Here is a 24232-nt window from a genome sequence, read left to right on the forward strand (position 1 = left end):
TGATACAAAAAAAACGGCCAACCCAACTATTGGATCGCCGTTTTTGATAACCTGTCCGTTGGACAGGACTGAATACTAACTTGTTAGGGTGCCGGAATGGTTTCTACCAAGAGTTCATTTCCTGCTTTGTCATAATAGGTACAGGTCATTTTATCCGTATCAACTACCCATTTTTCCACGCCCAATTGAGCGCAGATACTGCAAAAGGTCATGTAATCCGTTTTGCCTTGTTGATGCTCTTTTAACTCTTTTTGAAATTGGGATTTGTCGCTTTTGTCGGCAATCGTTAATGCAGGATATTTTGCGTCCGACTGTGCCTGATGATCGTCTGACCCATAATACAATACATGGCCGTCTGACACAAATGATTCATACTTTTTCACTCCAAGTTTGATGACGTCCTGAACATATTGCGGAAAATCGGCACCGCTTTTTACTTTCGAATGAGCTTCTTTGATTTGTTGAATGGTGAACATGATTTTTTGTTTTAAAATGATGTTGCAAAGGTCCGACAATCAAAAGCCCCGTAATTGTAAAAAATCGTTTTTATCAAATAGCCTTGAAGAATGTTTCGGGCGTTTCGCCCGTGAAGTTTTTGAATTCTTTGATAAAGTGAGCTTGGTCATAAAACCCCGCTTCGTAACCTAACTCGGTCAAAGAGTTCTGTGAATCAAACAGTTGAAGGGTATGTTTAAAACGGACAATAGAAGCAAACTTTTTCGGTGAAGTGCCTACCACTTGCCGAAAGCGCTTTTCCAATGGGCTTTGACTGGTATGTAATTGTTCCGTCAATTCTTTAATTCTGATGTTGCCTTTGGCTTTGTGAATCAGGGAAAGCGCCGCCAATACCAAATTGTCAGCTACGGATTGTTTCAATCTTGAGATGAGGAATTGCTCTATCACCTTGATTTTGTTCGTGTCGGTTTTGGCTTCGCAGAGTTGTTCTTCCAAAATCAGCAATTCAGAACGAAGCACAAAATTGTCCAGTGAAACACTTTCTCTGAAAAGTTCGTGGATGGGTTGTTTGAAAAACGGCGCAGCTCCTGCTTCTTTAAAATACACTAACACGCTGCCCGTATCTGCCGAATTGGTAAATACCCGAAAGCTGTCATGCAGCCCCGTCAATCCGGAAGAATCAAGGGAAATTTGATTGCCGTTATGCAGTTGCGAAAGTCGGCCTTTGTATTGGAACCCGATCACTAATCCTGTGTCAGGCAGTACTTTATAGGTACTTTCACTTAAATTTTCCGAAATGACGAAGGCTTTTACATACGGTTTCAGTTCATCACAGGGAAGGTAGGTATCAAATCTCATTCACGGTATTTATAAAAAAGTAAGCCTTTTGAGGATTAAATACCCGATCTTTAACACGGTTGTTTGACCCCATCCGGGACGGACGCTGCCGTCACATGTTTGTAGAAAACAACAACATTGTCTACAAATATATGACCCAGGATGGGGTCAAACAATTATTTTTATATTCTGCTCACTTCACAATGATGATCAGTTCATTACGACATAAAACCAAATTACGATTAACAAGTTAAACACATCAACTATATGCAATTTTTTAGCGTTATTATCTCATTCGCTACCGTCTAATAAGTTTGTAATCTGCATCGCTCCTTTTTTACTTTACTTTGCGGTCAGTTAATCTTTTCAGAAAATCAGCAACATGCAAACAATCGCCACTCGCATATTCGACCTTTTAGACTTATACGTCAAACCCCAAAACAAACCCGATACCCTTGCCTGTAAACGCAACGGGGAATGGCTCACTTTCTCCGCCCAACAGTTTTGCGAGCAGGTAGACAAGCTGAGCTTGGGGCTCCTCCAATTAGGTGTTCAGGTGGGTGACCGCATTGCCATCGTGTCGGAAGGGCGGCCCGAATGGAATATCGTAGATTTTGCCATTCAGCAAGTCGGTGCTATTTCAGTCCCGATCTACCCGACGTTGACTCTTGAAGATTTTCAATATATTTTCCACGAAGCCGAAGTAAAGTTTGTGTTCGTAGGTGATGCCACTTTGTACAAAAAATTGAACGACGTGGTTGCTACTTCTCCCACTATTGAGGAAATGTATACGTTTGACACCGTAAAAGGTGCTAAAAACCTGTCAGAAGTCACCTCAAAAGCTAATGAAGCCAATCGAACTAAACTCAACAATATAAAAGCAGCCGTCAAACCCGACGATCTCCTGAGCATCATTTATACTTCAGGAACTACGGGCAACCCCAAAGGCGTAATGATTACGCACCGCAACATTTTGAGCAACGCCGAAGAAGGCTGTAAGCTCATCGCTTTCGGAACGGAAGCGCGGGCGTTGAGCTTTTTACCGCTCAACCACGTATTTGAGCGCATGGTGCAGTATGTATATCTGCGTTCGGGTATCTCGATCTATTACGCCGAAAACGTAGGCACAATTGCCGAAAACCTGCGTGAAGTGCATCCTACGGTACTTTCGACGGTACCGCGTTTACTGGAAAAAGTCTATGATAAAATCATCGCCAAAGGTTACGAGCAGCCGCGTCTTTCCCGCAATATCTTCCTGTGGGCCTTGGATCTGGGCTTACAATATGATCCCAATAAAGATTTCGGCTGGTGGTACAATATGCAACTGAAGCTGGCCCGAAAACTGGTTTTCAGCAAGTGGAAAGAAGCACTTGGCGGCAAACTCGAAATGATCGTAGCCGGTGCAGCCGCTACGCCTCCACGCATTGCGCGGGTATTTTGGGCAGCAGGGATTCCCGTTTGTGAAGGCTACGGCTTGACCGAAACCTCGCCTGTGATCGCTTTCAATCGTCTGTATCCCAAACAGGAAGTCCGCGTCGGAACGGTCGGCATTGTGATCGACGGTGTGGAAGTAAAACTCGCCGACGACGGAGAAATTTTGGTCAAAGGCCCCAACGTTATGAAGGGATATTATTTAAAACCTGAACTAACCGCTGAAGTGATCTCCCCTGATGGTTGGTTTCATACGGGTGATATTGGCCAATGGGTTGACGGAAAATTCTTAAAATTGACCGACCGCAAGAAAGAAATATTCAAAACCTCAGCGGGAAAATACGTAGCCCCACAGGCTGTAGAAGCGAAGTTGAAAGAATCGTTCTTCATTGAGCAATCCGTTGTAGTCGGTGACGGCCAAAAATATGCGGCCGCACTGATCGTGCCTTCTTTTGACGCCATCAAAGAATTTTGTCGGACACAAAATATTGCTTATACATCTGACAAAGAGATCATTAAAAACGAAAAAATAGTAGCTAAAATACACGCAGAAGTAGACAAAGCAAACCACGAGCTGGCTCCCTACGAACGGGTAAAAAAATATCATTTGCTGCCACGGGCACTTTCCGTAGAAAACGGCGAGCTAACGCCCACGCTTAAACCGAAGCGGAGAATCATTCAGGAAAAATATAAAGCGGAAATTGAAGGAATGTTCGTGCAGGAAAGGGAGGAAGTCAAAAGCCGATAAAGGGAAAATTTCAAGCTGAGAAAGTCACGTTGTTCGCTCTAAAGCAGTCACTAAACCGCCATTGCAAAAGAATATTCACCTGCGGTTCCCGAAATATCAATTTTATTGAGATTGTCAATGTTTTTGTAGGCATTGATAATCTCAATTCCTACAATAGAGCCATCAGAGGCATAATCCAAAATTATTCCCGGTTTCGACAATGGCTTTGTCACTTAGTTGTATGTAAAGAATATCTGTTTCCTGATCAAATCTTACCTTTATTGGTATTTGGCAATTTTAGAAGTTCTATAAACTGTTAAATAGTTGAGCAAAAGTTTTCGGGTTTCATAAAAAAGTATTGCTAAAGTATCGGATGGTAGGTCGGGTTGTGAGCAACGGCAACGGCCGACCGTCCTCCGCACGGAGAGTGCGTCCAAGTGTAGAGGGTTGCTCACAACCCGACCTACCATCCGTCCGCCCGGAAAATGGCATATCTATTCCAAATACTCTAAAATTTATGCTCACGCATTTAATAAATTATTTTTGGAAAAACTTTTGAAGCGAATCCAATATATCCTGAGGATTTGGGAGGGAAAAGGCGGGAAATTTAGGATACATCGGAATTTGAATAAAGACGGCATTTCCTTCCCCAACGATGGGCGTCCAAACAATCTGCCCTCGCAAAACTGCCACGCGCGACTCTATATTACCAATGCCCAAGCCCTGCTTTGCCTGACTGTAGGTAAATCCTTTGCCATCGTCGAAGTAATCAAAATGGATCATTTCATCGTCCAAATGCACGCGAATGGTGATCTTTTTGGCTTCAGCGTGTTTGAGGGTATTGTTCATTAATTCCTGCGTTACGCGATAAAGCCCCGTTTCAATTTCGGCCGGCAAGCGTTCCGGCAAACGAGAGGCGTCCAATTCCACACTGACTTCTCCCGATTGCCTGATTTTTTCGGCAAGTGCTTCCACGGCGGCGGCATAGCCGTATTGTTCGAGCATTCGTGGACTGAGTTCACGCAGCATACGACGAATATCGACGATGGAATCATTGATGATCTCGAGGGTCTTTTTCTTTATTTCCTGACTTTCCGGGTGATTGGAAAGGTATTTTGTCAGCGACGAAGCGTATAATTTGAGCGTTGCCAGCCGCGCACCCACTTCATCGTGCAGGTCCTGCGCAATTTGTTTTCGTTCCTGCTCCTGCGCATCCAGCGCAATTTTAAGACGTTCCTGTTCCTTCTGTTTCAGGCTGATGAGGCGATTTTTTCCGGTCACAAACGCTACATAGCTTACCAGTCCCGTGCAAAAAACATAAAACCACCAGGTTCGCCAAAAGGGAGGATTGATCCGAATATACAAGGTCTTTTCACTATCGCTCCACACCCCGTCGCGGTTAGCCGCCATTACTTTAAACGTGTAACTGCCGGGGTCCAGATTGGCGTAGCGTACATAGTTTCGGTCGCTGCTGCTCACCCATTTTTTATCCTGACCTTCCAGTCTGTAGCGATAAATATTTCGGCCATTGCTATAATAATCAATGGCGGCAAACTCCAATGAGATCGTGTTTTGATCGTAGGGAAGCGAAAGCAGATCCGTTTCGTTGATTTGTTTTTCCATCGGATAAGCGTTCTCATTTACTTTCAAATTGTAAAAATGAACGCTCGGTTTAAACGAGAGCTTTCGCAAACGTTCGGGAAAGAAACTGTTAAACCCTTTGACTCCTCCAAAAAAGATTTCCCCTTCTTTGCTCATAGCAAAGGCATTGCCGTTGTATTCGTAGCCCTGAATGCCGTCGGCAAGATCAAAATTGCGAAATTGACGCGTTTGCTGATCCAACTGAGCAATTCCGTGGTTTGTACTGAGCCATATATTCCGTTCTTTATCAAGCACAATGCCATACACATACGAGTTGGCTATTCCGTGACGGTCATCGTAAAAATTATACCGACGGTCTACGGGATTCAATTCTATTAAGCCTTTTTCACTGCCTATCCAAAGTCGTTTGCCGGTGGTATCTTCACGTATCACATTGATATTGAACTGCTTCATTCCCGAATATACCTGCTTCCAACGTTGGTCTTTGTACTTGAAGCCATAGAGTCCTTCAAAATACGCCGATAGCCAGATGGTAGAATCTTTGGATTGGTAGGCCGCAAAAACGTTACGATTTTTCAAGATCGGCGATCTGGTAAACGCTTTGGTTTTAGGATCAAAAACCCAAGGGCCAAGGGGGGTGCCCAAAAACAAACGCCCATCCGATAGTTCAAGCATGTTTCGGGTGTAGTTGTTGCGCGAAGGATTTTTATCAAATTGATATAATTGGAACGTCTCGGTTTTTGCGTCAAACTGCATCAGACCTCCGTACGTACCCAACCACATTTGATTGCGGCTGTCGCGCAGAAAAGATTTGATGAAGTTGACCGAAGGTAATGTTGGCGAATTCGATTCTGTCAAATAGCGTTTGACAATCGTTCGACTTTTTGGCTCAAACACGTTCAGACTTCCTTCGGTGCCGATCCAAATGTTGCCATCAGGCGCTTGAATGATAGAACGCACCGAAAAATTATCCAGTCGTTTGAAAACAGGCAAATTAGGACTATCCGTTATTCTTCGAAGAATAGACGCATTGGGAATAATTTTAAGCAGGCCGTCAGGATCTACATTGGCCCAAATAATGCCTCGATTATCGATGTAAATTCGGGTAATCTCATAATTATCCAAACTTCTCGGGGTCACATGAGGCAGGAAAATGACCTGCAATGTTTTTTTTCGGGTGTCAAAATTCCAAAATCCGTTCCGTTGGGTTCCGATCCAAAGTTTATGATTTATCCCTTCGGCAATGCTGTATACTGCCCCAAGGTTTCGGTTGTCGGGGGTTTTATCGAACAACTGAAATTCTCCGCAAACAGGATCGAGGCGAATCAACCCCTGTAACGCCCCCAACCAGACTATGTTCTGAGCATCTACGTATAAACAAATGATATTCAGCGGATAACCCAGTTTGTTTTCCGGATGGTCGCTGAAATAATAATAGTACTTTTTTTCTTTAATGTTATATTTCACTACCCCCTTGGAGCCAACCATCCACACATCTCCCGCCGGGGTTCGGGTAGTCCAGTCGATATAATCAAAGTCTTGGGTAATGAATACTTTAGGCGCTACAACACGATGTTTGCCGGTCTTAAATTCATAGGCCAAAATACCGTCGCCTTCCCGAATGTACCAAAGCTCATCGTGATTGGCATAAAAAGGAGCCGTACGCCGTTTAATTCCTTTTTGGCTTTTATCGATCACCAATCGGAAGCGGTCAGTGGCGCGTTCGTAGCAATTGAGCCCCTCTTCTGTTCCTAACCACACGTTGCCCTGTCGGTCTTCCACAAGGCCGGCAATATTGACACCATGCAATGCATACGGATTATTGAGATCAGGTTTATAGACGGTGAAAGTATGTCCATCGTAACGATTGACCCCATCTTGTGTACCAAACCACATAAATCCGCGCGAGTCTTTCAGCATGTGATAAGGAGACCCTTGAGACAACCCTTTCTCAACCCCAATATGCTCCAAACGGTAGTCTTGCGTCCACCCTTTCAGGCTTGTCCCTATGACAAATATGAGGGCAATGAGTTTGTACAAGACCGTAGAAAAGTTTAGGTCAACTTATTCTTTCAGAAAACGTCGGACGGGCAAGATACAAAAAAAATACTATTTGCCGAGAATGCGTTTCTCGACTCCTTCATTGGTAATAATCACGGGTTTAATGAAGCCGTTTTCATCAAAAATCATCTTATCGATGCACGTAACGCGGGCATTACCGTCGGTTTCTCCCAAAGGCCGGCGATGATAAACGATGTACCACGCATCGTCCGCCGCATGATGAATTACCGAATGATGGCCGGCACCTGTGGCTACTTTCGGGTCTTGCTGCAATATTTTACCAACACGTTTGAAGGGTCCGAAAGGAGAATCGGCAATAGCATACGCCACGCTGTAATTAGGCCCCGTCCAACCACCTTCCGACCACATAAAATAATATTTTCCGTCCTTTTTAAACATGAACGGCCCTTCAACATAGCTCTCAGGCGTGATCTCCTTAAACGTCCCTCCCCTTTCAAAAGGAATGAAACCGGTAAAATCATTTTTCAATTTGGCAATATTACAATGCTTCCATCCGCCGTATATCAGGTAATAATCGTTGCCGTCTTTAAACACAAATTGGTCAATCGGCTGCGCGCCGTTCTGAAATTTATCGACCAACGGTTTTTGAAGATAATCCTTAAACGGCCCTTCAGGCCGATCCGCTACCGCAACGCCGATTCCGCCTTTTTCTATATCGTTTTGAATATCGTTAGCCCCAAAAAAGAGGTAGTACTTTTTGTCTTTTTCGATAATAGAAGGTGCCCACATCGCGCGCTTTGCCCACTTTACCCGAGCCGTATCAAGAATATTTTCATGTTTGGTCCAATGGATCAGGTCAGGTGAAGAGAATGCATCAAAGAATACCTGCTTATTGTAAGGCGCTGAAAACGTAGGGTATATCCAGTATTTATTCCCAAAAATGATTCCTTCCGGATCAGCATACCAACCCGGAAAAAGGGGATTGCCGGAGGTGGTCTTTTGTGCATAAAGCTGACCACCAGTCAGTAAAAGGCTTAGAAACAGTATTTTTTTCATATAAGAAGTTGGGTTTCAACCGATTTTAGTTCAGTAGTAATGTAATTAACGAAACTCAATAACCAAAGGTTAATCGGGTACTTTCGGGCGTAATTGTCAATTGAGCTTCCTGCCCTACGATCATGGCGCGATTGTCGGCAACATGCCCGACCGGGAAATCAAAGCAAACGGGATAATCGTATTCGGCGGCGTATTCGGCAATGATCTCATTGGCATTCTTGCCAAAGTTAATGGTGTCATTGTCTTTCATATCCGTAAATTGCCCGACAATAAGTCCGGCCAACTTATCTAATTTTCGTGCCCGTTTGAGTTGAACCATCATTCGGTCGAGGTTGTAGTATGTTTCTTCTACATCCTCAATAAAAAGCAACTTGCCTCGCGTATCCAATTCAGAACGAGAGCCTGACAAATGCGCCAAAAGACATAAATTCCCTCCAACGACCCGCCCCGTGACAGTCCCAAGTCGATTGAAGGAATGTGTTTTTATTTCGTACTGCAACGATTCTCCCCAAAGTGCTTTTCGAAGGGTATCCAAAGCATTAAAAGCACCTTCCTGCCCGAATAATTTAGGCATGGTCGCGTGCAGACTTTCAAACCCCAAACGGCAAAGATGGCAATGCAGGGCTGTAATATCGCTGAATCCAATGACCCATTTTGGGTGCTTTCGAAATTTTCGAAAATTCAGTTTGTCAATGATTTTAGAACTGCCGTAACCGCCTCTCGCCGAAAAAACAGCTTTGATGCTTGGATCATCCAACATACGCTGAAAGTCGGTTCGCCGTTGATCGTCAGTGCCGGCAAATTGGTGATAGCTTGTGCGCAATGTTTCTCCCTCCACCACTTCAAGTTGCCAGTCTTCCCTCAAAATACGCAAACCTTCGTACAGCGCATCGTACGATACTTGGCTGGCCAAAGCCACTACACCCACACGGTCACCTGCTCGTAAATAGGGAGGTCTTATCACTTTTCAGGATTTATTATTGATTCGATCAAAAAAGAATTTTTACAGCATCACCCTAATTTACCGCTATTTCTCACGTTGTGTTGCTACATAAGCAGCACCTACCAAAGCCACCAACAACAAAATTCCGGCTACTTCAAACGCCCAAACGTGCGTTGTCATCAGACTGACACCGATCGTTCGTAAGGTCGAACGCTGCGAAGTAAACTCGGCCAACTGTGGTGAATGGAGGATCATAAAATTAGCGTTGACAATGATCCAAAACAATACACCGAAAATTCCTAAGGCCACCAATCCACCCCAAAATTGATTTACGTGCGTGGTAATCACGTAGTTTTTCTTTTGATTTCCCTCACGGTCGGGGCGATAGGTAAGCATAATACCAAAAATAAGCAACACTAACACCCCTCCCACATAGATCAGGAGTTGGGTAATGGCCAGAAAATCAGCCCCTGCCAGCACATAAAGCGCCGCGACTCCCAGCAACGCCAGAAAAAGACAAAGTGCCGCGTACATGACATTTCGGGTAAACAATATCGTTAAAGCCGCACCGATGGCCAGCGTCGAAAACCCATAAAATGCAACTTCAGCCATGTAGATTAAATCTTAGTTCTTTTTTCCAAAGGTATAGATGATGCCAAGATTGCTCTTTAACACCCCCGAATCAAATTTTCGCACCACATACGGTGCCAATTCAAACGCCACCCGAACGTTGGGGACCGATTTGAACGGAGCCACGCGTGTACCGAAGTTAAGAGAGTAACCTTCTACGATATTATTGGTTTGATTAGCCAAAACGCCAATGAAATTAAAGCGAATTCCTCCGCCTAAATACAACTGATAATTCTCTTTTCGGGTCAGGTTTACGATGGGCAAAATCTCCGTACTTAAACTGCCGAACAGCGTATTGGTTTGAAGCCGAACATCAAGCCAAACCGGTTTATTGGGATTGGTACTGACCGACAACAATCCATTCCAGGGATAATATCCGATGGATTGAGCACTTGCGGTGGAGCTTAGCCCGAACAATATCAAAAAAATCCCCGGCCAGCATCTTTTTTGGTCGGGGAGAGAAGATTGGAAATACATCTTTATCATAAGAGCAACGGCTACAATCCCTTTTTTAACGTGTAAAGTACCGATTTATACTACTGTAAGTGCAAGTCAGACTGCGTCAGACCCGCCCTACTCACAACTTAATGAACTTATTCATGTAAAGCATAAAGGAGTGGAAGTCATTCCTGACTCCTTTATTTTACTTCACTTTGAGTTTTCCCATTTTTTCCATAGTGTTCATCTTCTTCATCATCTTCCGCATTTCATCAAACTGCTTGAGCAGATTGTTGACTTGCTGAAGCGATGTTCCACTCCCGCCCGCGATGCGTTTTTTGCGACTTCCGTCGATCACATCAGGATTTTCACGCTCTTTAGGCGTCATGGAATGAATGATGGCTTCGATGGGCTTGAAAGAATCGTTGTCAATTTCCATGTCTTTCATGGCCGACCCCATACCCGGAATCATTCCCAAAAGGTCTTTGACATTCCCCATCTTTTTGATCTGCTGAAGCTGACCCAAAAAGTCGTTGAAATCAAACTTATTGGCCCGCATCTTGGCATTGATGCGCTTGGCTTCGTCTTCGTCAAAGGCCTGTTGCGCACGTTCAACCAATGAAAGCACGTCGCCCATACCCAAGATCCGACTCGCCATACGATCGGGATAGAAGCTGTCTAAAGCTTCCATTTTTTCTCCCGTCGAAATATACTTGATCGGTTTGTCAACGATCTGCCGAATCGAAAGGGCGGCTCCACCGCGAGCATCACCGTCCAATTTGGTCAGAACAACACCGTCAAAATTCAGGCGTTCGTTGAAGGTTTTTGCCGTATTTACAGCATCTTGTCCCGTCATGGAATCCACAACAAACAGGATTTCACTCGGCTTGATGGAAGATTTAATGTTTTCGACCTCTTTCATCATCACCTCATCCACCGCCAAACGACCGGCCGTATCGACAATGACGATCTTCTTGCCCGATTTTTTGGCGTGTGCCACCGCGTTTTGTGCAATAGACACGGCATCTTTACTGTCGGGTTCCGAATAGACCTCTACGCCGATCTGCTCTCCCAGTACTTTTAATTGGTCAATCGCCGCAGGACGGTAAATATCGCAGGCCGCCAATAACACCTGACGCCCCTGACGCTTAAGCATATGCGCCAATTTTCCGGAAAAAGTTGTCTTACCCGAACCCTGCAAACCCGCAATCAAAATAACCGCAGGATCTCCTTTGATATTGATCGCTTCGGCCTGCCCGCCCATGAGTGCCGTAAGTTCTTCATGGACGATCTTTACGAACATCTGCCCCGGCTCAACGGCGATCAGGATTTTCTGGTCGAGGGCTTTGTCTCTTATTTTATCCGTAATCTCTTTGGCAACTTTGAAGTTAACGTCGGCATCTACCAATGCTCTGCGCACTTCCTTGGTCGTTGCCGCTACGTTTATATCCGATATTCTATCTTTCCCTTTAAGGGTCCGAATGGCTTTGTTTAATTTATCCTGTAAGCTTTCAAACATAATAACCGATAAGTAAAATGAGGGGACAAATTTAGTGAATCATGCGTTCAAACCATAATAACTTTAATCCCGTGTGTGAAAAGTATTGTTATAATCTTAAATTTGCGCGGCAAAAACACCAAAACTACTAAAGTTATTCATTCTTTATTATGCAAAAAACCCCTACCTATTGGCGCTGCTTGAATGTGTTATTGATCACTTTTTTAACAGTAGGTACGTTGACAGCTCAAATCAAGATTACGTTCCCGGTGGAGCGTGCCGTTTTTCAACGTAATAATGCTAACCAAGCCCTCATTTCCATTGGCGGCTATTATACTCAGGCAGTTGACCGCATCGAAGCCCGTCTCGTACCGGTGGTGGTAGGCCAAGGCCAGGCTACCGATTGGACAGTCATTGCAAATGCTCCCAAAGGAGGTGTATTTTTAGGCTCATTAACAGGACGTGGCGGCTGGTACACGCTGGAAATCAGGGCATTTTTTGGAGGAGCGGAAGTGGGTCGCGATGCCATTGCTAAAATGGGCGTCGGTGAAGTATTCTTAATTGCGGGTCAATCAAATGCGCAGGGATTTTTTGGATTTAGCGCGCCTGCCGTCAACGACGACCGCGTAAATACTGTCACTTGGGACAATCAAAATTCCGACAACACCAACAATCTTACCTTTACATTTGCGAAGTTGACCGCCGAAGGGCTCATCGGTCCGCGTGGTCGCAGTGCATGGTGTTGGGGGGCGTTAGGTGATCTATTGGCTCGAAAGCTTAATGTACCCATTCTGTTTATGAATACCGGTTGGATTGATACGTCAACCCAAAACTGGTTGGATTCGGCCAACGGCAAAACGGTCAAAAACCGTCTGAATCAGGATCTTCCGGCAGGAATGCCTTACCTGAACTTTAAAAATGCGCTTCAATACTATGGCTCGCTTTTGGGTTTGCGTTCGGTATTGTGGCTACAGGGAGAAAACGATGCGGCGGCCAATGTGACCAAAGACGCCTACCAAAATTCTCTGCAAGGGTTGGTCAATGTAGCCCGTATTGAGCAGGGCGAAGTGTTATCTTCTTTGCCTTGGGTATTGTCGCGCACGTCGCGTTATGCTTTTAATTCGGTTTCTCTTACTTCTCAATCCGTTATAGACGCCCAAACAGCAGTCATTAATATTCCATTTAATAAATGCTATCCGGGACCTTTTACGGACAATATTCAGGTTCCAAGACCTGCCACTAACCCGATCAATGGTGAAGAAGACCGCGTACACTTTCAAGCGCAGGGACTGGCTGATCTGGCACAGGCTTGGGACAATTCACTGCAACCCAGTTTTTTTGCCACTGTTGTTCCTGTCATGGCCCGCCCGGTTCGCCCTCTTGCGGTTACCTGTAATGCCGGCAATGTAAGTTTTAACGTAAAAGCTCCCGATGGATTTACGTCTTACAGATGGTCTAACGGTGAAACTTCCCAAACGATCACGGTTCAACGGGCAGGGACCTATCAGGCCACGATGAAAGACAACGTGGGTAATACCTATTTTACTCCATCATTGGTGGTTGCAGAGTCTTCCGTATCACTACCCAATCCGGTCATTACCCCGAGTGGAGAACAGATCATTTGTGCCGATTCTTCGATTGCATTGACCGTGAATGTTTCTTCGGTAAATACCGTCCTTTGGAGCAATGGAATTTTTGGCAGAACCATTAATGTAAAAACCCCGGGTACCTATACGGCAAGTATCAGCAGTATATTTGGGTGCAGTTCTGCGCCATCAGCTCCTGTCACTATCAAAACCATCAGCATTAAACCTCCAACGTTGATCCAGTCGGGACCGTACAGTGTTCAGGCCACGCCCGATACTACGATCTTTTCGTTTGCCGATACAAAAGTATCAACGATCACGTGGGATTGGCGTCAGGGAGGCCGAGACCTACTCGCCACTGAGTCGGCCATCAAAGTAACACAGATCGGCGAGTTTACCGCCCGTTCACGGGTTACGTTTGTTGCCAATTCGGGCGGAAGTGCGCGTACCTGCGTTTCTCCTTACTCAGCGGCGGTATTGTATCGTCCTACCGGGGAAACGTCAGACGGCTTAGTAGTATATCCCAATCCGAGTCGTTTAGGGAAAGTAGCCATCGAAACGCTCGAAGATCTGACAGATGTTGAAATAACCGTGACCGCATTAAGCGGACAAGTCGTTTATTCAAAGACATTTCCATCGCTGACCATTCGCAAAGAAATTGATCTTAGTTATCTTAATGACGGGGCTTATATTCTTAAGGTAAACTCGAAAACACTTAAGCAATCCAAAAGAATTATTATAGATAATTGATATTTTTTGGGCTTCTGCGTTATGCAGAAGCCTTTCTTATTAATTTTACGTCGTCATCTCAAAACCTATGTATAAACATTTGGTTTGATTAAGCGACAGTTGTAACTTTGGGTTATCTAACCTGCATCAACCAACCTCCAACAGTAATGAACTATTTACCCTCCGATTATCTACCCATTTTGATTCAACTTGGGTTGGCCATCGCTTTTATAGTGGGAACGATGCTCGTCACTCACGCCATTGGCCCTAAGCGAAACAGCAAACTGAAAGACGAGCCTTTTGAGTGTGGTATTGAGGCCAAGGGAGATGCCCGTACTCCTATTTCCATTAAGTACTTTCTGGTTGCCATTTTGTTTGTATTATTTGATGTAGAGGTCATCTTTATGTATCCTTGGGCTGTCAATTTTATTAAATTGGGGGCCAATGGTTTTATTGAAATGATCTTATTTATGGGACTGTTGCTGGCAGGCTTTTTCTACATTATCCGTAAAGGGGTACTGGAATGGGAAAAGTAAACTATCAACAGTCGGTATGTGTTAATAGATTATATGCCTATTACCTTCAGGCAGTTAATCCGTGAAATAACGAAAGAATAAATCATGACAAAAGATATTAAAATAGTAGAAGCTCCCGAAGGCTATGAAGGTTCGGGTTTCTTCGCCACATCATTTGATAAAGTCGTAGGATTGGCACGCAGCCACTCATTGTGGCCTTTGCCTTTCGCTACTTCCTGCTGTGGGATCGAGTTTATGTCTACCATGGCTTCACGTTACGATCTGGCACGTTTTGGTTCTGAGCGTCCAAGCTTCTCGCCGCGTCAGGCAGATATGCTTTTGGTTGCCGGAACGATTGCCAAAAAGATGGCTCCCATTCTGAAACAAGTGTACTTACAAATGGCCGAACCCCGTTGGGTGGTTGCCATTGGGGCATGCGCCTCCAGCGGTGGGATCTTTGATACGTACAGTGTATTGCAGGGAATTGACCGGGTTATTCCCGTCGATGTATATGTGCCGGGCTGTCCGCCGCGCCCCGAGCAAATTTTGGAAGGAATCATGCAGGTACGCGAATTAACGCATAACGAGTCGCTTCGCCGTCGGAATGCACCGGAGTATCAGGCATTATTGGCGTCTTATAATATTCAGTAAAAAGTTAACCGTTATTTCACGATCAAGAAGTAACATCTCATGTAACTATGCTTACAAACCAATCTGTAGCCGAAGAGATCATCAAGAAATTTGGAGACGACGTGTTCGATTTCGAAGAGCCGTTTGGCATGCTTACCTTTAGCACAACCCGTGACCAAATTATCCCGATGCTGGAGTATCTGAAGGCGCATTCCCAATTTCAGGTAAATTTTCTGACGGATATAACGGCTATTCATTATCCTGACGCGACAGGTCAGGAATTTTGTGTAGTATATCATACGCATAGTTTTATCCATAATTTCCGCACGCGCATCAAGGTTTTTTTGGCCGATGGCGATGTTCATATTCCAACCGCTACCGGTTTGTTTGCTTCCGCCAACTGGATGGAGCGCGAAACGTATGACCTGTTCGGAATTTTGTTTGACGGGCACCCGAATCTAAAGCGTATTCTCAACATGGACGAGATGGATTATTTCCCCATGCGCAAAGAATATCCGCTCGAAGACCAAACGCGTGAGGATAAAATTGATGCTTTGTTTGGAAGATAACTTTTAAGACGCTTGACATTGGACATCCGACGACGAAAGTAACGTTATTGTCCAAAAACTAAGTTCAGGAAAATGGCAGAAACTGCAGTAGCACCCAAAAATACGACCGACCTCGCCCAAGGCGAACAGGTACAATACGTCAACGAACTAACCACCCTCAACCTCGGCCCAACACACCCGGCCACGCACGGAATTTTCCAGAACGTGCTGACCATGGACGGGGAAAAGATCGTGGCAGGCGAACAGACCGTCGGATATATCCACCGCGCGTTTGAGAAAATTGCCGAACGCCGACCCTTCTACCAGATCACTACCCTGACCGACCGCATGAATTATTGCTCCTCCCCTATCAATAATTTTGGGTGGCACATGACGGTTGAGAAACTCCTGAGCATTGAAGTTCCCAAAAGAGCGCAATACATTCGGGTTATCATGATGGAATTGGCGCGTATTGCCGATCACATCGTTTGTAACGGCATCTTGGGGGTTGATACAGGTGCCTTTACCGGCTTTCTGTATTTATACGAAAAACGCGAACAGATCTACGAGATATACGAAGAAATATGCGGCGCGCGCCTTACCACCAACATGGGACGTGTGGGAGGAATGGAGCGTGATTTGACCACTACTGCCATTCGTAAAATCAACGAATTCCTTAAAACATTTCCACCCGTAATGAAGGAATTCGAACAGTTATTTAACCGTAACCGGATTTTCATGGACCGTACCATCGGCGTCGGCGGTATTTCAGCCGAGCGTGCCTTAAGTTACGGTTTTACCGGCCCGAATTTACGGGCTGCGGGTGTGGATTATGACGTGCGTGTCATGAGTCCTTATTCTTCATACGAAGATTTTGAATTTGATATTCCGATAGGACAGCACGGCGATACATACGACCGTTTCATGGTTCGTAACGAAGAAATGCGGCAAAGTTTGCGCATCATCGAGCAAGCCATGAAAAATCTTCCCGAAGGACCCTATTACGCCGATGCGCCTGAATATTACCTGCCTCCCAAAAAGGAAGTGTATCGTAACATGGAAGCCCTGATCTATCATTTTAAGATCGTAATGGGCGAGATCGAGGCTCCGGTTGGCGAAGTATACCACGCGGTAGAAGGCGGCAACGGCGAACTGGGCTTTTACCTTATCAGCGATGGCGGCCGTACACCTTACCGTTTGCACTTCCGCCGTCCGTGCTTTATTTATTATCAAGCCTATCCTGAAATGTGCGTTGGAAGTACCATCTCAGACGCCATTGTCACCATGAGTAGTTTAAATGTGATCGCAGGAGAACTGGATGCTTAATTGACTTAGAAAATGACCGATACCACCAACCCCATCACTTTTACCCCTGAGCGCCTTATCAAAGCGCAGGAAATCATCGCTCGTTATCCCGAAGGAAAACAAAAATCCGCCCTTTTACCCTTGTTGCACCTTGCACAGGAGCAATATGGTTGGGTAAGCGAAGAGGTCATGGATTACGTAGCAGGGTTACTCAATATTCTACCGATTGAAGTATACGAAGTGGCGTCGTTTTATACGATGTTTCACCTTGACCCCGTTGGAAAACACGTGATTGAATATTGTCGTACCGGCCCTTGCTGCCTGATGGGCGGTGAAGACGTGTATGGCCATTTAAAACAAAAGCTTGGAATTAATACCGGCGAAACTACCTCTGACGGGAAATTCACCCTTAAAGAAGTTGAGTGCCTGGCTGCTTGCGGTTGGGGACCGGTTTTTCAGATTCGTGAGAAATACTACATGAATTTGACAAACAGTAAAGTGGATGAGATCATTGAGGAATTGTCAAAATAGACAAACCAATCTGTTTTGCTTTCCGAGTCTAATGATTGAATTGCTGACAAACAATTCATATACATTTTACATCTCTACAGAACCCCATGTGCACACAGGAAAAAATGTACTGGAAAATGGGAGAAACATGGGATGAAAATAAAACCAAATTTTGCCCAAAACAGGTAGCTTTTAAAAACAAAAGCAGAGCCGCTAAGGGATAATTAATTATTGCATAACAATTAACTGTGGCTTGCCACTTGAAATATGGCAGTTAAAATTCTCACCGAACACATCAACGTCCCGGGCATTAATACTTTCGATGTCTATCGCAAAATGGGCGGCTATACCGCCGTTGAAAAGGCATTGAAAACAATGACTCCCGAAGAAATTGTGGAGGAAGTCAAAAAATCGGGCGTACGTGGTCGCGGTGGCGCAGGGTTCCCGATGGGAATGAAATGGAGTTTTTTGGCAAAACCGGAAGGCGTTCCCCGTTACCTTGTCTGTAACGCCGACGAATCAGAGCCGGGAACGTTCAAAGACCATTATTTGATGCGGGAAATTCCTCACCTCTTGATCGAAGGAATGATCGTATCAAGTTTTGCGCTCGGTGCCAAGAAGTCATTTATTTACGTACGCGGTGAATTGATGTACGTCATTAATATCCTCGAAAAAGCCATTGCCGAAGCAAAAGCAGCGGGTTTTTTAGGAAAAAACATTCTGGGTTCGGGCTATGACCTTGAGTTGGTTGTTCAACCGGGCGGCGGTGCTTACATTTGTGGTGAAGAAACCGCGCTGTTGGAATCACTGGAAGGCAAACGCGGGAACCCCCGTAATAAACCCCCATTCCCCGCCGTTAAGGGTCTTTATCAATCGCCAACGGTAGTTAATAACGTAGAATCCATTGCTAACACGCCTTGGATCATCAACAATGGCGGCGATGCCTATGCCGGTTTGGGAATAGGTCGCAGTACAGGTACAAAGTTGATCTCAGCTTCCGGACATATCAATAAGCCCGGCGTATACGAAATTCCGCTCGGAATCACGGTCGAAGATTTTATTTATGCTGATGAATGGTGCGGCGGAATTCGTCCCGGCCATCACTTAAAAGCAGTAATTGCGGGCGGTTCGTCTGTCCCTATTTTACCCGCTAAACTGATCCTGAATTTGGCCAACGGCGACAAACGTCTCATGACGTATGAGTCGCTTTCCGATGGTGGTTTTGCCACCGGTACCATGCTTGGTTCAGGTGGATTTATTGCCATGGACGAAACCGCCTGTGTGGTGCGGAATACATGGACCTTTGCGCGTTTTTACCACCATGAGTCCTGCGGACAATGCTCGCCTTGTCGCGAAGGAACGGGTTGGATGGACAAAGTATTGGAACGTATTGAGACCGGAAAAGGAAATATGCGTGACATTGACCTGTTGGTGGATGTTGCGAAAAAGATTGAAGGAAACACTATCTGTCCGTTGGGAGATGCTGCCGCTTGGCCAATTGCTTCGGCAATTCGTCATTTCCGTGATGAATTTGAGTGGCACGTAACACACCCTGTCGAGGCAACGCAACCGGGAGCCGTATACCGCGGAGCCATGGAATTAGTGTAGTATTGATTTAAAAAGGAATTTGACCAAAACTATGGAAAATACCGCACCCCAGTTGTTCAAAATTACATTTGACGGTATCGAAATCGAAGTACCGCCGGGAACAACCATTATGCAGGCCGGCCGCCAATTAGGACCGCAATACGCTCCCCCTGCCATGTGCTATTATGAGCCGCTCAAAGGCACCGGCGGTAAGTGTCGTGCGTGCTTGGTGAAAGTAGCTGCCGGCTCGGCCAAAGATCCCCGCCCAATGCCTAAATTGGTTCCTTCGTGCATCACGACCGTTCAGGATGGAATGGTGGTCGAAAACACAACCAATGAATCCGTTCTGGAAACGCGTCGCGGTATTGTTGAATTTTTATTGATCAATCACCCGCTGGATTGCCCAATCTGCGACCAAGCCGGCGAATGTCATTTACAGGATTTTGCGTTTGAACACGGACGCGTCACAACGCGCTACGAAGAAGAACGCCGTACGTTTGAAAGACACGATATCGGTCCGTATATTCAGTTGCACATGAATCGTTGTATTTTGTGCTATCGCTGCGTATTCACGGCCGATCAGATCACAAATAAACGTGTACACGGTGTCTTGAACCGTGGCGACCATGCCGAGATCAGTACATATATTGAGAAGGCCATCGACAACGACTTTTCCGGAAACGTCATTGATGTATGCCCGGTAGGTGCTTTGACCGACAAAACATTCCGTTTCAAAAACCGTGTGTGGTTCAGCAAACCCGTTGATGCCCATTGCGATTGCGAAAAATGCAGCGGCAACGTAACCCTTTGGTACCGTGGCGACGAGGTAATTCGCGTAACGGCCCGCAAAAACGAATGGGGTGAAGTGAAAGAGTTCATTTGCAATACTTGCCGATTTGAGCGTAAGAAGACAAGTGACTGGACCATTGAAGGGCCAACTAAAATTTCCCGTCATTCGGTCATTATGGCCAATAAATACCGTGCTGATCTGAAAAAACCGGAATTCGGTTTGAAAGTGGCAGCAGCTCAGTACAAACAGATTGATGATTCGCGTCCGTACGTGACCGATAATTCTACAATTAAGGAGTTGAGTAAAGAAAACAATGCGAAGGCAAATCAGCGTTCGCTTGCAGAGAATAATTAAAAAACGTCCAAGAAAGAATATGAACCTCACACTAGACGTCGCTTTTATCATTAAGGCAATCATAATATTGCTCATTTTTGGGATCACACTTTTGATAGCGATGTACTCAACTTACGGAGAGCGTAAAGTTGCGGCTTTCATGCAGGATCGCATCGGGCCTAACCGCGCCGGGCCGTTCGGCTTATTACAGCCGCTTGCCGATGCCGTCAAAATGTTTTTCAAAGAGGATTTTATTCCTTCACAGGCCAACAAATGGTTATTTATTCTGGGTCCCTGTCTTTCGATGTTGACGGCTTTGATGACAAGTGCCGTTATTCCTTTCGGCGACAGCATCCAATACGAAGCCGCTCCCGGCAAAGTATGGGATATTCCGGTACAGGCCATTGATGTGAATATCGGTATTTTGTACGTTTTTGGCGTAGTTTCGCTCGGAGTATACGGAATTATGGTGGGTGGATGGGCTTCCAACAATAAGTTCTCATTGTTGGGCGCGATTCGTGCCGCTTCCCAAAACATCAGTTACGAAATCTCTATGGGCTTGGCCATTATCGCTATTTTGATGATGACAGGTTCACTTTCGATTCGCCACATTGTGGAACAACAACACGGCGGTAACTGGAATATTTTCTATCAACCGCTCGGTTTTATCATCTTTATCACCTGCGCTTTTGCCGAATGTAACCGTACTCCTTTTGACTTACCGGAGTGCGAAACCGAATTGATCGGCGGGTATCACACCGAATACAGTTCGATGAAATTAGGCTTTTACCTCTTTGCCGAATATATCAACATGTTCGTTTCTTCGGCAATGATCTCAAGTCTCTATTTTGGCGGGTATAACTATCCGGGGATGGACTGGGTACAAACACAATTAACGGGTGCATTGGGAGATATTGCGGGTCATAACGTAGGCACGCTGATCGGAACGTTGGTCTTCTTTGGAAAATCGTTATTCTTCGTGTTCTTTTACATGTGGGTACGTTGGACATTACCCCGTTTCCGTTATGACCAATTGATGAATTTAGGTTGGAAAGCACTCATTCCACTGGCAATGATAAATATTATTTTGACAGGGGGAGCCATTCTGTTCCTGAAACCATTGGTAATGAGTTTTTTAAAATAGACATTCATTAGACCTTGGCAATAAACTCATTGTCAAACGTTTACTGTTCTAAATCATAAAAGTATGCAATTAACAAATCGTTCAAAGCAAGTTAGCAACAAGCAAATGACCTTTGCTGAGCGGATCTATTTACCCGCTATCGCTACCGGTCTGGGGATTACGATTAAGCACTTTTTTCAAAAGAAAGTAACCATTCAGTACCCTGAAGTAAAGCAATTTTTGGGGCCTGTATTTCGCGGACGACACGTATTGAAACGCGACGAGCAAGGCCGTGAACGCTGTACTGCCTGCGGTTTGTGTGCTGTAGCCTGCCCGGCCGAAGCCATTTCAATGGTAGCAGCCGAGCGTGACAAAGGCGAAGAAAAGCTATACCGTGAAGAAAAATATGCCGCCGTGTATGAGATCAATATGTTGCGTTGTATTTTCTGCGGCCTGTGCGAAGAAGCTTGTCCAAAGCAGGCGATTTACCTGCGCCACGATGAGTTCGTGCCTGTATTTACCGAGCGCGATCAGGTGATCTGGGGGAAAGATCTGTTGGCCGAAAACATGAACAATCGCTATTTGCGCAAAGCATGGACCAAAGAAGAAGCAAGAGAGCAGGATTTGGAAGGAGTCGATGCTGAACCAAGAACTCAATTGTAAGATTTGGGTTGTGGGTAAACTTGAAAAATTATTAGAAAAGATTCTGCGAGGGCTATCGGACAGCAATATTGGTTTTGAAGAACTTTGTAATTTATTGGTTCGCTTTGGCTTTGATGAACGTATAAAAGGAAGTCATCATATATTTTCAAAAGAAGGTGTCGAAGAAATCATTAATTTGCAAACAGCTTCTTCAGGCAAAGCCAAAGGATATCAGGTGAAGCAGGAAGAAGTATTATTTTGAAATATCGATTAAGCCCTAAAGAAAATGGATAACCCTAAATACGAGATTATCATTTATTGGAGCCAAACGGATGAAGCTTTTATTGCTGAAATTCCTGAGCTACCGGGCTGCATGGCTGATGGACAAACGTACAGAGAAGCCTTAGAAAACGCCGAAATAATAATAAATGAATGGATAGAAACTGCTCTTGAACTGGGCCGTACCATACCTGAACCTAAAGGGAAATTAATATACGCTTAAAATAGTTTGGTTGTAGACCAACAATGATCAATTATGGATTTTTCCGGCTTTTTGAATAATCTTACGCCTGCAACGGGCTTTTTTTACTTCCTGTCCTTTTTGACAATCCTTACGGGATTGATGGTTATTTTATCCAAAAATCCCATTCACAGCGTGTTGTATCTTATTGCAACATTTTTCTGTCTATCAGGGCATTATGTATTGCTGAATGCGCAATTTTTGGCAGCGGTCAATATTATCGTTTATGCAGGTGCCATCATGGTATTGTTCCTGTTTGTGATCATGTTTCTGAACCTTAAACAGGAAGACGAAGAATCTAAAACCAATTTGACCAAAATTGCTGCAATGGTAACGGGTGGCACGTTGTTTTTGATCTTTGTAGCGGTATTTCGTAAGACACAATTCGGCACGTTCAATACCTACAGCTTTGACTCACAGGTGGGGATGGTAGAAAGTCTGGGAGAAGTTTTGTACAAAGACTATTTACTTCCTTTTGAGCTGGCTTCCGTGCTGTTTTTGATCGCAATGATCGGGGCTGTAATGCTGGGTCGTCGCGAAGCGGGGGACCGCCACTTTTAAAGAATTCTTACAATTCTTAAACCTATAAGGTCTCAAAGACCTTATAGGTTTGTTTGATTTATCATTATTTATCCGACCCTGTTTTTGAGGTCGTAATCTTTGACATCAATTCTTCCAGTTTTGTTAAACGTTGGTTTAACTTTTCATTTTGTGCTTTCAATTCTTCGTTCTGTCCTTTGAGTTCTTTCACTGCATTGACCAGCGGCATCACAAAATCTGCATACGCAATTGAATACGTTCCGTCATTGCTTATTTTGAGACCACTAAATTCTCCGCCTAAATCGGTTACGGCCTGCGCCACATCCTGCGCAATAAATCCATTATAAGAAGTCTTCTTTTTATCAGTTTTATAATAATACGTTGCCGGCTTGAGGCGACTGATAAAATTAAGCCCCAACTGCGACGAATAAACAATATTCTCTTTTAAACGGCCGTCTGACGGAACACTCCAGTTAACCTGACCTTCTATGACCGTGATTTGATCGTTGCCAATCCTGATCTTATTACTGGCATTTACTTTGGCATTATAACCGAGCGCAGCAGCATTGGTCAGTGACGAATCACCCAACAAAGCAGCACCTGTGTCATAGCCCAAAAATGTATTATTACTACCCGAGCGAATGTTTTGTCCCGCATAGGAGCCAACCGCAGTATTATTGCTGCCCGTTTTGTTAATATCTAATGTATTATTTCCATAGGCCGTGTTACCTATTCCGGTGGTATTGGTTGGCAAAGAGTATTGCCCGGTGGCGGTATTATAATTTCCGGTAGTATTGGAAGACAACGTATAAAAACCGGTTGCGGTATTTCCTTTTCCCGTGGTATTCAAAAACATGGCTGCATTTCCAAAAGCCGTATTTTCATTGCCCGAAGTGTTCAAATACAAAGCGGAAGCGCCCAAAGCCGTATTGCTGTTTCCCGTGGTATTTGAATAGAGACTTGTTTGCCCTACCGCAGTATTTGATTGTCCGGAAATGTTACTGATAAATGCATCAGGGCCAAGGACTACGTTGGAATTTGACGTTGCCGAAGTAGTGCTGCCTTTTATTCCCTTTGGAGAAATGGTCACAGAGCCGTTGTTATCCTGTTCAGTCAGAATTTGGGCGGTAGCCGAAAAAGCAAAGCCACAAGCAGAAAGGAGCATAAAAAGTGTTTTCATAAACAGTCGTTCTGATTTTGTTTAATGTTGAAAATTTTCGCTTTTTGAACACCC

The 24232-nt window shown here is 44.8% G+C and carries 24 protein-coding genes and 1 pseudogene; 14 read left to right on the forward strand and 11 right to left on the reverse strand.

All coding sequences use genetic code 11. The features are described from left to right. Positions 1-83: 83 nt before the first annotated feature. Together ACQY73_RS08520 and ACQY73_RS08525 are read right to left on the reverse strand one after the other, a co-directional pair. Positions 84-476, reverse strand: coding sequence for a DUF1398 domain-containing protein (locus tag ACQY73_RS08520; protein WP_428664178.1), 393 nt, complete (start codon positions 474-476; stop codon positions 84-86). Positions 477-549: 73 nt separating this feature from the next. Further along, positions 550-1314, reverse strand: coding sequence for a helix-turn-helix domain-containing protein (locus ACQY73_RS08525; protein WP_428664180.1), 765 nt, complete (start codon positions 1312-1314; stop codon positions 550-552). A gap of 361 nt (positions 1315-1675) precedes the next feature. On the opposite strand from ACQY73_RS08525, the gene ACQY73_RS08530 reads away from it, so the two are divergent. Further along, positions 1676-3472 carry an AMP-dependent synthetase/ligase gene (locus ACQY73_RS08530; protein ID WP_428664182.1) on the forward strand — a complete coding sequence of 599 codons (1797 nt, stop codon included), beginning with the start codon at positions 1676-1678 and terminating at the stop codon, positions 3470-3472. Between the two features lie 50 nt (positions 3473-3522). Here the strand turns inward: ACQY73_RS08530 and ACQY73_RS08535 are convergent, their stop codons facing one another. From ACQY73_RS08535 to ffh, 8 genes and pseudogenes are all read right to left on the reverse strand, one after another. After that, positions 3523-3651, reverse strand: coding sequence for a hypothetical protein (locus ACQY73_RS08535; RefSeq protein ID WP_428664185.1), 129 nt, complete (start codon positions 3649-3651; stop codon positions 3523-3525). Positions 3652-3660: 9 nt separating this feature from the next. Beyond that, positions 3661-3739: pseudogene (locus ACQY73_RS08540) on the reverse strand (DUF2283 domain-containing protein); the annotation flags it as partial. Between the two features lie 249 nt (positions 3740-3988). Beyond that, positions 3989-7093: a ligand-binding sensor domain-containing protein gene (locus ACQY73_RS08545; protein ID WP_428664188.1), complete on the reverse strand. Its 3105-nt coding sequence runs from the start codon at positions 7091-7093 to the stop codon at positions 3989-3991. Between the two features lie 69 nt (positions 7094-7162). After that, positions 7163-8131 carry a glycoside hydrolase family 43 protein gene (locus ACQY73_RS08550; protein ID WP_428664191.1) on the reverse strand — a complete coding sequence of 323 codons (969 nt, stop codon included), beginning with the start codon at positions 8129-8131 and terminating at the stop codon, positions 7163-7165. A gap of 55 nt (positions 8132-8186) precedes the next feature. Further along, positions 8187-9095, reverse strand: a complete 909-nt coding sequence (locus tag ACQY73_RS08555; RefSeq protein WP_428664193.1) for a S66 peptidase family protein — start codon at positions 9093-9095, stop codon at positions 8187-8189. Positions 9096-9158: 63 nt separating this feature from the next. Continuing rightward, positions 9159-9686, reverse strand: coding sequence for an NADH-quinone oxidoreductase subunit J family protein (locus ACQY73_RS08560; protein WP_428664196.1), 528 nt, complete (start codon positions 9684-9686; stop codon positions 9159-9161). Positions 9687-9698: 12 nt separating this feature from the next. Beyond that, entirely contained in the window at positions 9699-10190 is a 492-nt protein-coding gene (locus ACQY73_RS08565) for a hypothetical protein (protein ID WP_428664198.1), read from the reverse strand. A gap of 157 nt (positions 10191-10347) precedes the next feature. After that, the gene (ffh, locus tag ACQY73_RS08570) at positions 10348-11661 is read right to left on the reverse strand and encodes a signal recognition particle protein (RefSeq protein WP_428664201.1); all 1314 of its coding nucleotides are present in this window, start codon (positions 11659-11661) and stop codon (positions 10348-10350) included. Between the two features lie 149 nt (positions 11662-11810). Between ffh and ACQY73_RS08575 the strand changes: the two genes are divergently transcribed. The 13 genes from ACQY73_RS08575 to ACQY73_RS08635 all read left to right on the forward strand — a co-directional run bounded on the left by ACQY73_RS08575 (position 11811) and on the right by ACQY73_RS08635 (position 23019). After that, a complete protein-coding gene (locus ACQY73_RS08575; protein ID WP_428664204.1) occupies positions 11811-13976 on the forward strand; it encodes a T9SS type A sorting domain-containing protein in 2166 nt (721 codons plus the stop codon). Positions 13977-14122: 146 nt separating this feature from the next. Next, on the forward strand, positions 14123-14491 hold the full coding sequence (locus ACQY73_RS08580) for an NADH-quinone oxidoreductase subunit A (RefSeq protein WP_428664206.1): 369 nt from the start codon (positions 14123-14125) through the stop codon (positions 14489-14491). Between the two features lie 84 nt (positions 14492-14575). Beyond that, a complete protein-coding gene (locus ACQY73_RS08585) occupies positions 14576-15121 on the forward strand; it encodes an NADH-quinone oxidoreductase subunit B (protein WP_428664209.1) in 546 nt (181 codons plus the stop codon). Between the two features lie 47 nt (positions 15122-15168). Beyond that, complete coding sequence (locus tag ACQY73_RS08590) at positions 15169-15669, forward strand: NADH-quinone oxidoreductase subunit C (protein WP_428664211.1); 501 nt, start codon at positions 15169-15171, stop codon at positions 15667-15669. 72 nt (positions 15670-15741) lie between these two features. Further along, the gene (nuoD, locus tag ACQY73_RS08595) at positions 15742-16974 is read left to right on the forward strand and encodes an NADH dehydrogenase (quinone) subunit D (RefSeq protein ID WP_428664214.1); all 1233 of its coding nucleotides are present in this window, start codon (positions 15742-15744) and stop codon (positions 16972-16974) included. A 12-nt stretch (positions 16975-16986) separates the two neighbouring features. Continuing rightward, positions 16987-17484, forward strand: coding sequence for an NADH-quinone oxidoreductase subunit NuoE (gene nuoE / locus ACQY73_RS08600; RefSeq protein ID WP_428664216.1), 498 nt, complete (start codon positions 16987-16989; stop codon positions 17482-17484). 246 nt (positions 17485-17730) lie between these two features. Continuing rightward, on the forward strand, positions 17731-19071 hold the full coding sequence (gene nuoF / locus ACQY73_RS08605; protein WP_428664219.1) for an NADH-quinone oxidoreductase subunit NuoF: 1341 nt from the start codon (positions 17731-17733) through the stop codon (positions 19069-19071). 31 nt (positions 19072-19102) lie between these two features. Then, complete coding sequence (locus ACQY73_RS08610) at positions 19103-20194, forward strand: 2Fe-2S iron-sulfur cluster-binding protein (RefSeq protein WP_428664222.1); 1092 nt, start codon at positions 19103-19105, stop codon at positions 20192-20194. A 19-nt stretch (positions 20195-20213) separates the two neighbouring features. Beyond that, complete coding sequence (gene nuoH / locus ACQY73_RS08615) at positions 20214-21317, forward strand: NADH-quinone oxidoreductase subunit NuoH (RefSeq protein ID WP_428664224.1); 1104 nt, start codon at positions 20214-20216, stop codon at positions 21315-21317. 63 nt (positions 21318-21380) lie between these two features. Beyond that, positions 21381-21959, forward strand: a complete 579-nt coding sequence (locus ACQY73_RS08620; protein ID WP_428664226.1) for a NuoI/complex I 23 kDa subunit family protein — start codon at positions 21381-21383, stop codon at positions 21957-21959. A 10-nt stretch (positions 21960-21969) separates the two neighbouring features. Further along, on the forward strand, positions 21970-22200 hold the full coding sequence (locus ACQY73_RS08625) for a type II toxin-antitoxin system HicA family toxin (protein WP_428664229.1): 231 nt from the start codon (positions 21970-21972) through the stop codon (positions 22198-22200). Positions 22201-22224: 24 nt separating this feature from the next. Then, positions 22225-22440, forward strand: a complete 216-nt coding sequence (locus tag ACQY73_RS08630) for a type II toxin-antitoxin system HicB family antitoxin (protein WP_428664232.1) — start codon at positions 22225-22227, stop codon at positions 22438-22440. 33 nt (positions 22441-22473) lie between these two features. After that, positions 22474-23019: an NADH-quinone oxidoreductase subunit J family protein gene (locus ACQY73_RS08635; protein ID WP_428664234.1), complete on the forward strand. Its 546-nt coding sequence runs from the start codon at positions 22474-22476 to the stop codon at positions 23017-23019. A 64-nt stretch (positions 23020-23083) separates the two neighbouring features. Here the strand turns inward: ACQY73_RS08635 and ACQY73_RS08640 are convergent, their stop codons facing one another. Further along, positions 23084-24178, reverse strand: coding sequence for a tail fiber domain-containing protein (locus ACQY73_RS08640; RefSeq protein ID WP_428664236.1), 1095 nt, complete (start codon positions 24176-24178; stop codon positions 23084-23086). Between the last annotated feature and the right edge of the window lie 54 nt (positions 24179-24232).

This window comes from Runella sp. (genome assembly GCF_965279615.1).
Taxonomy (GTDB): domain Bacteria; phylum Bacteroidota; class Bacteroidia; order Cytophagales; family Spirosomataceae; genus Runella.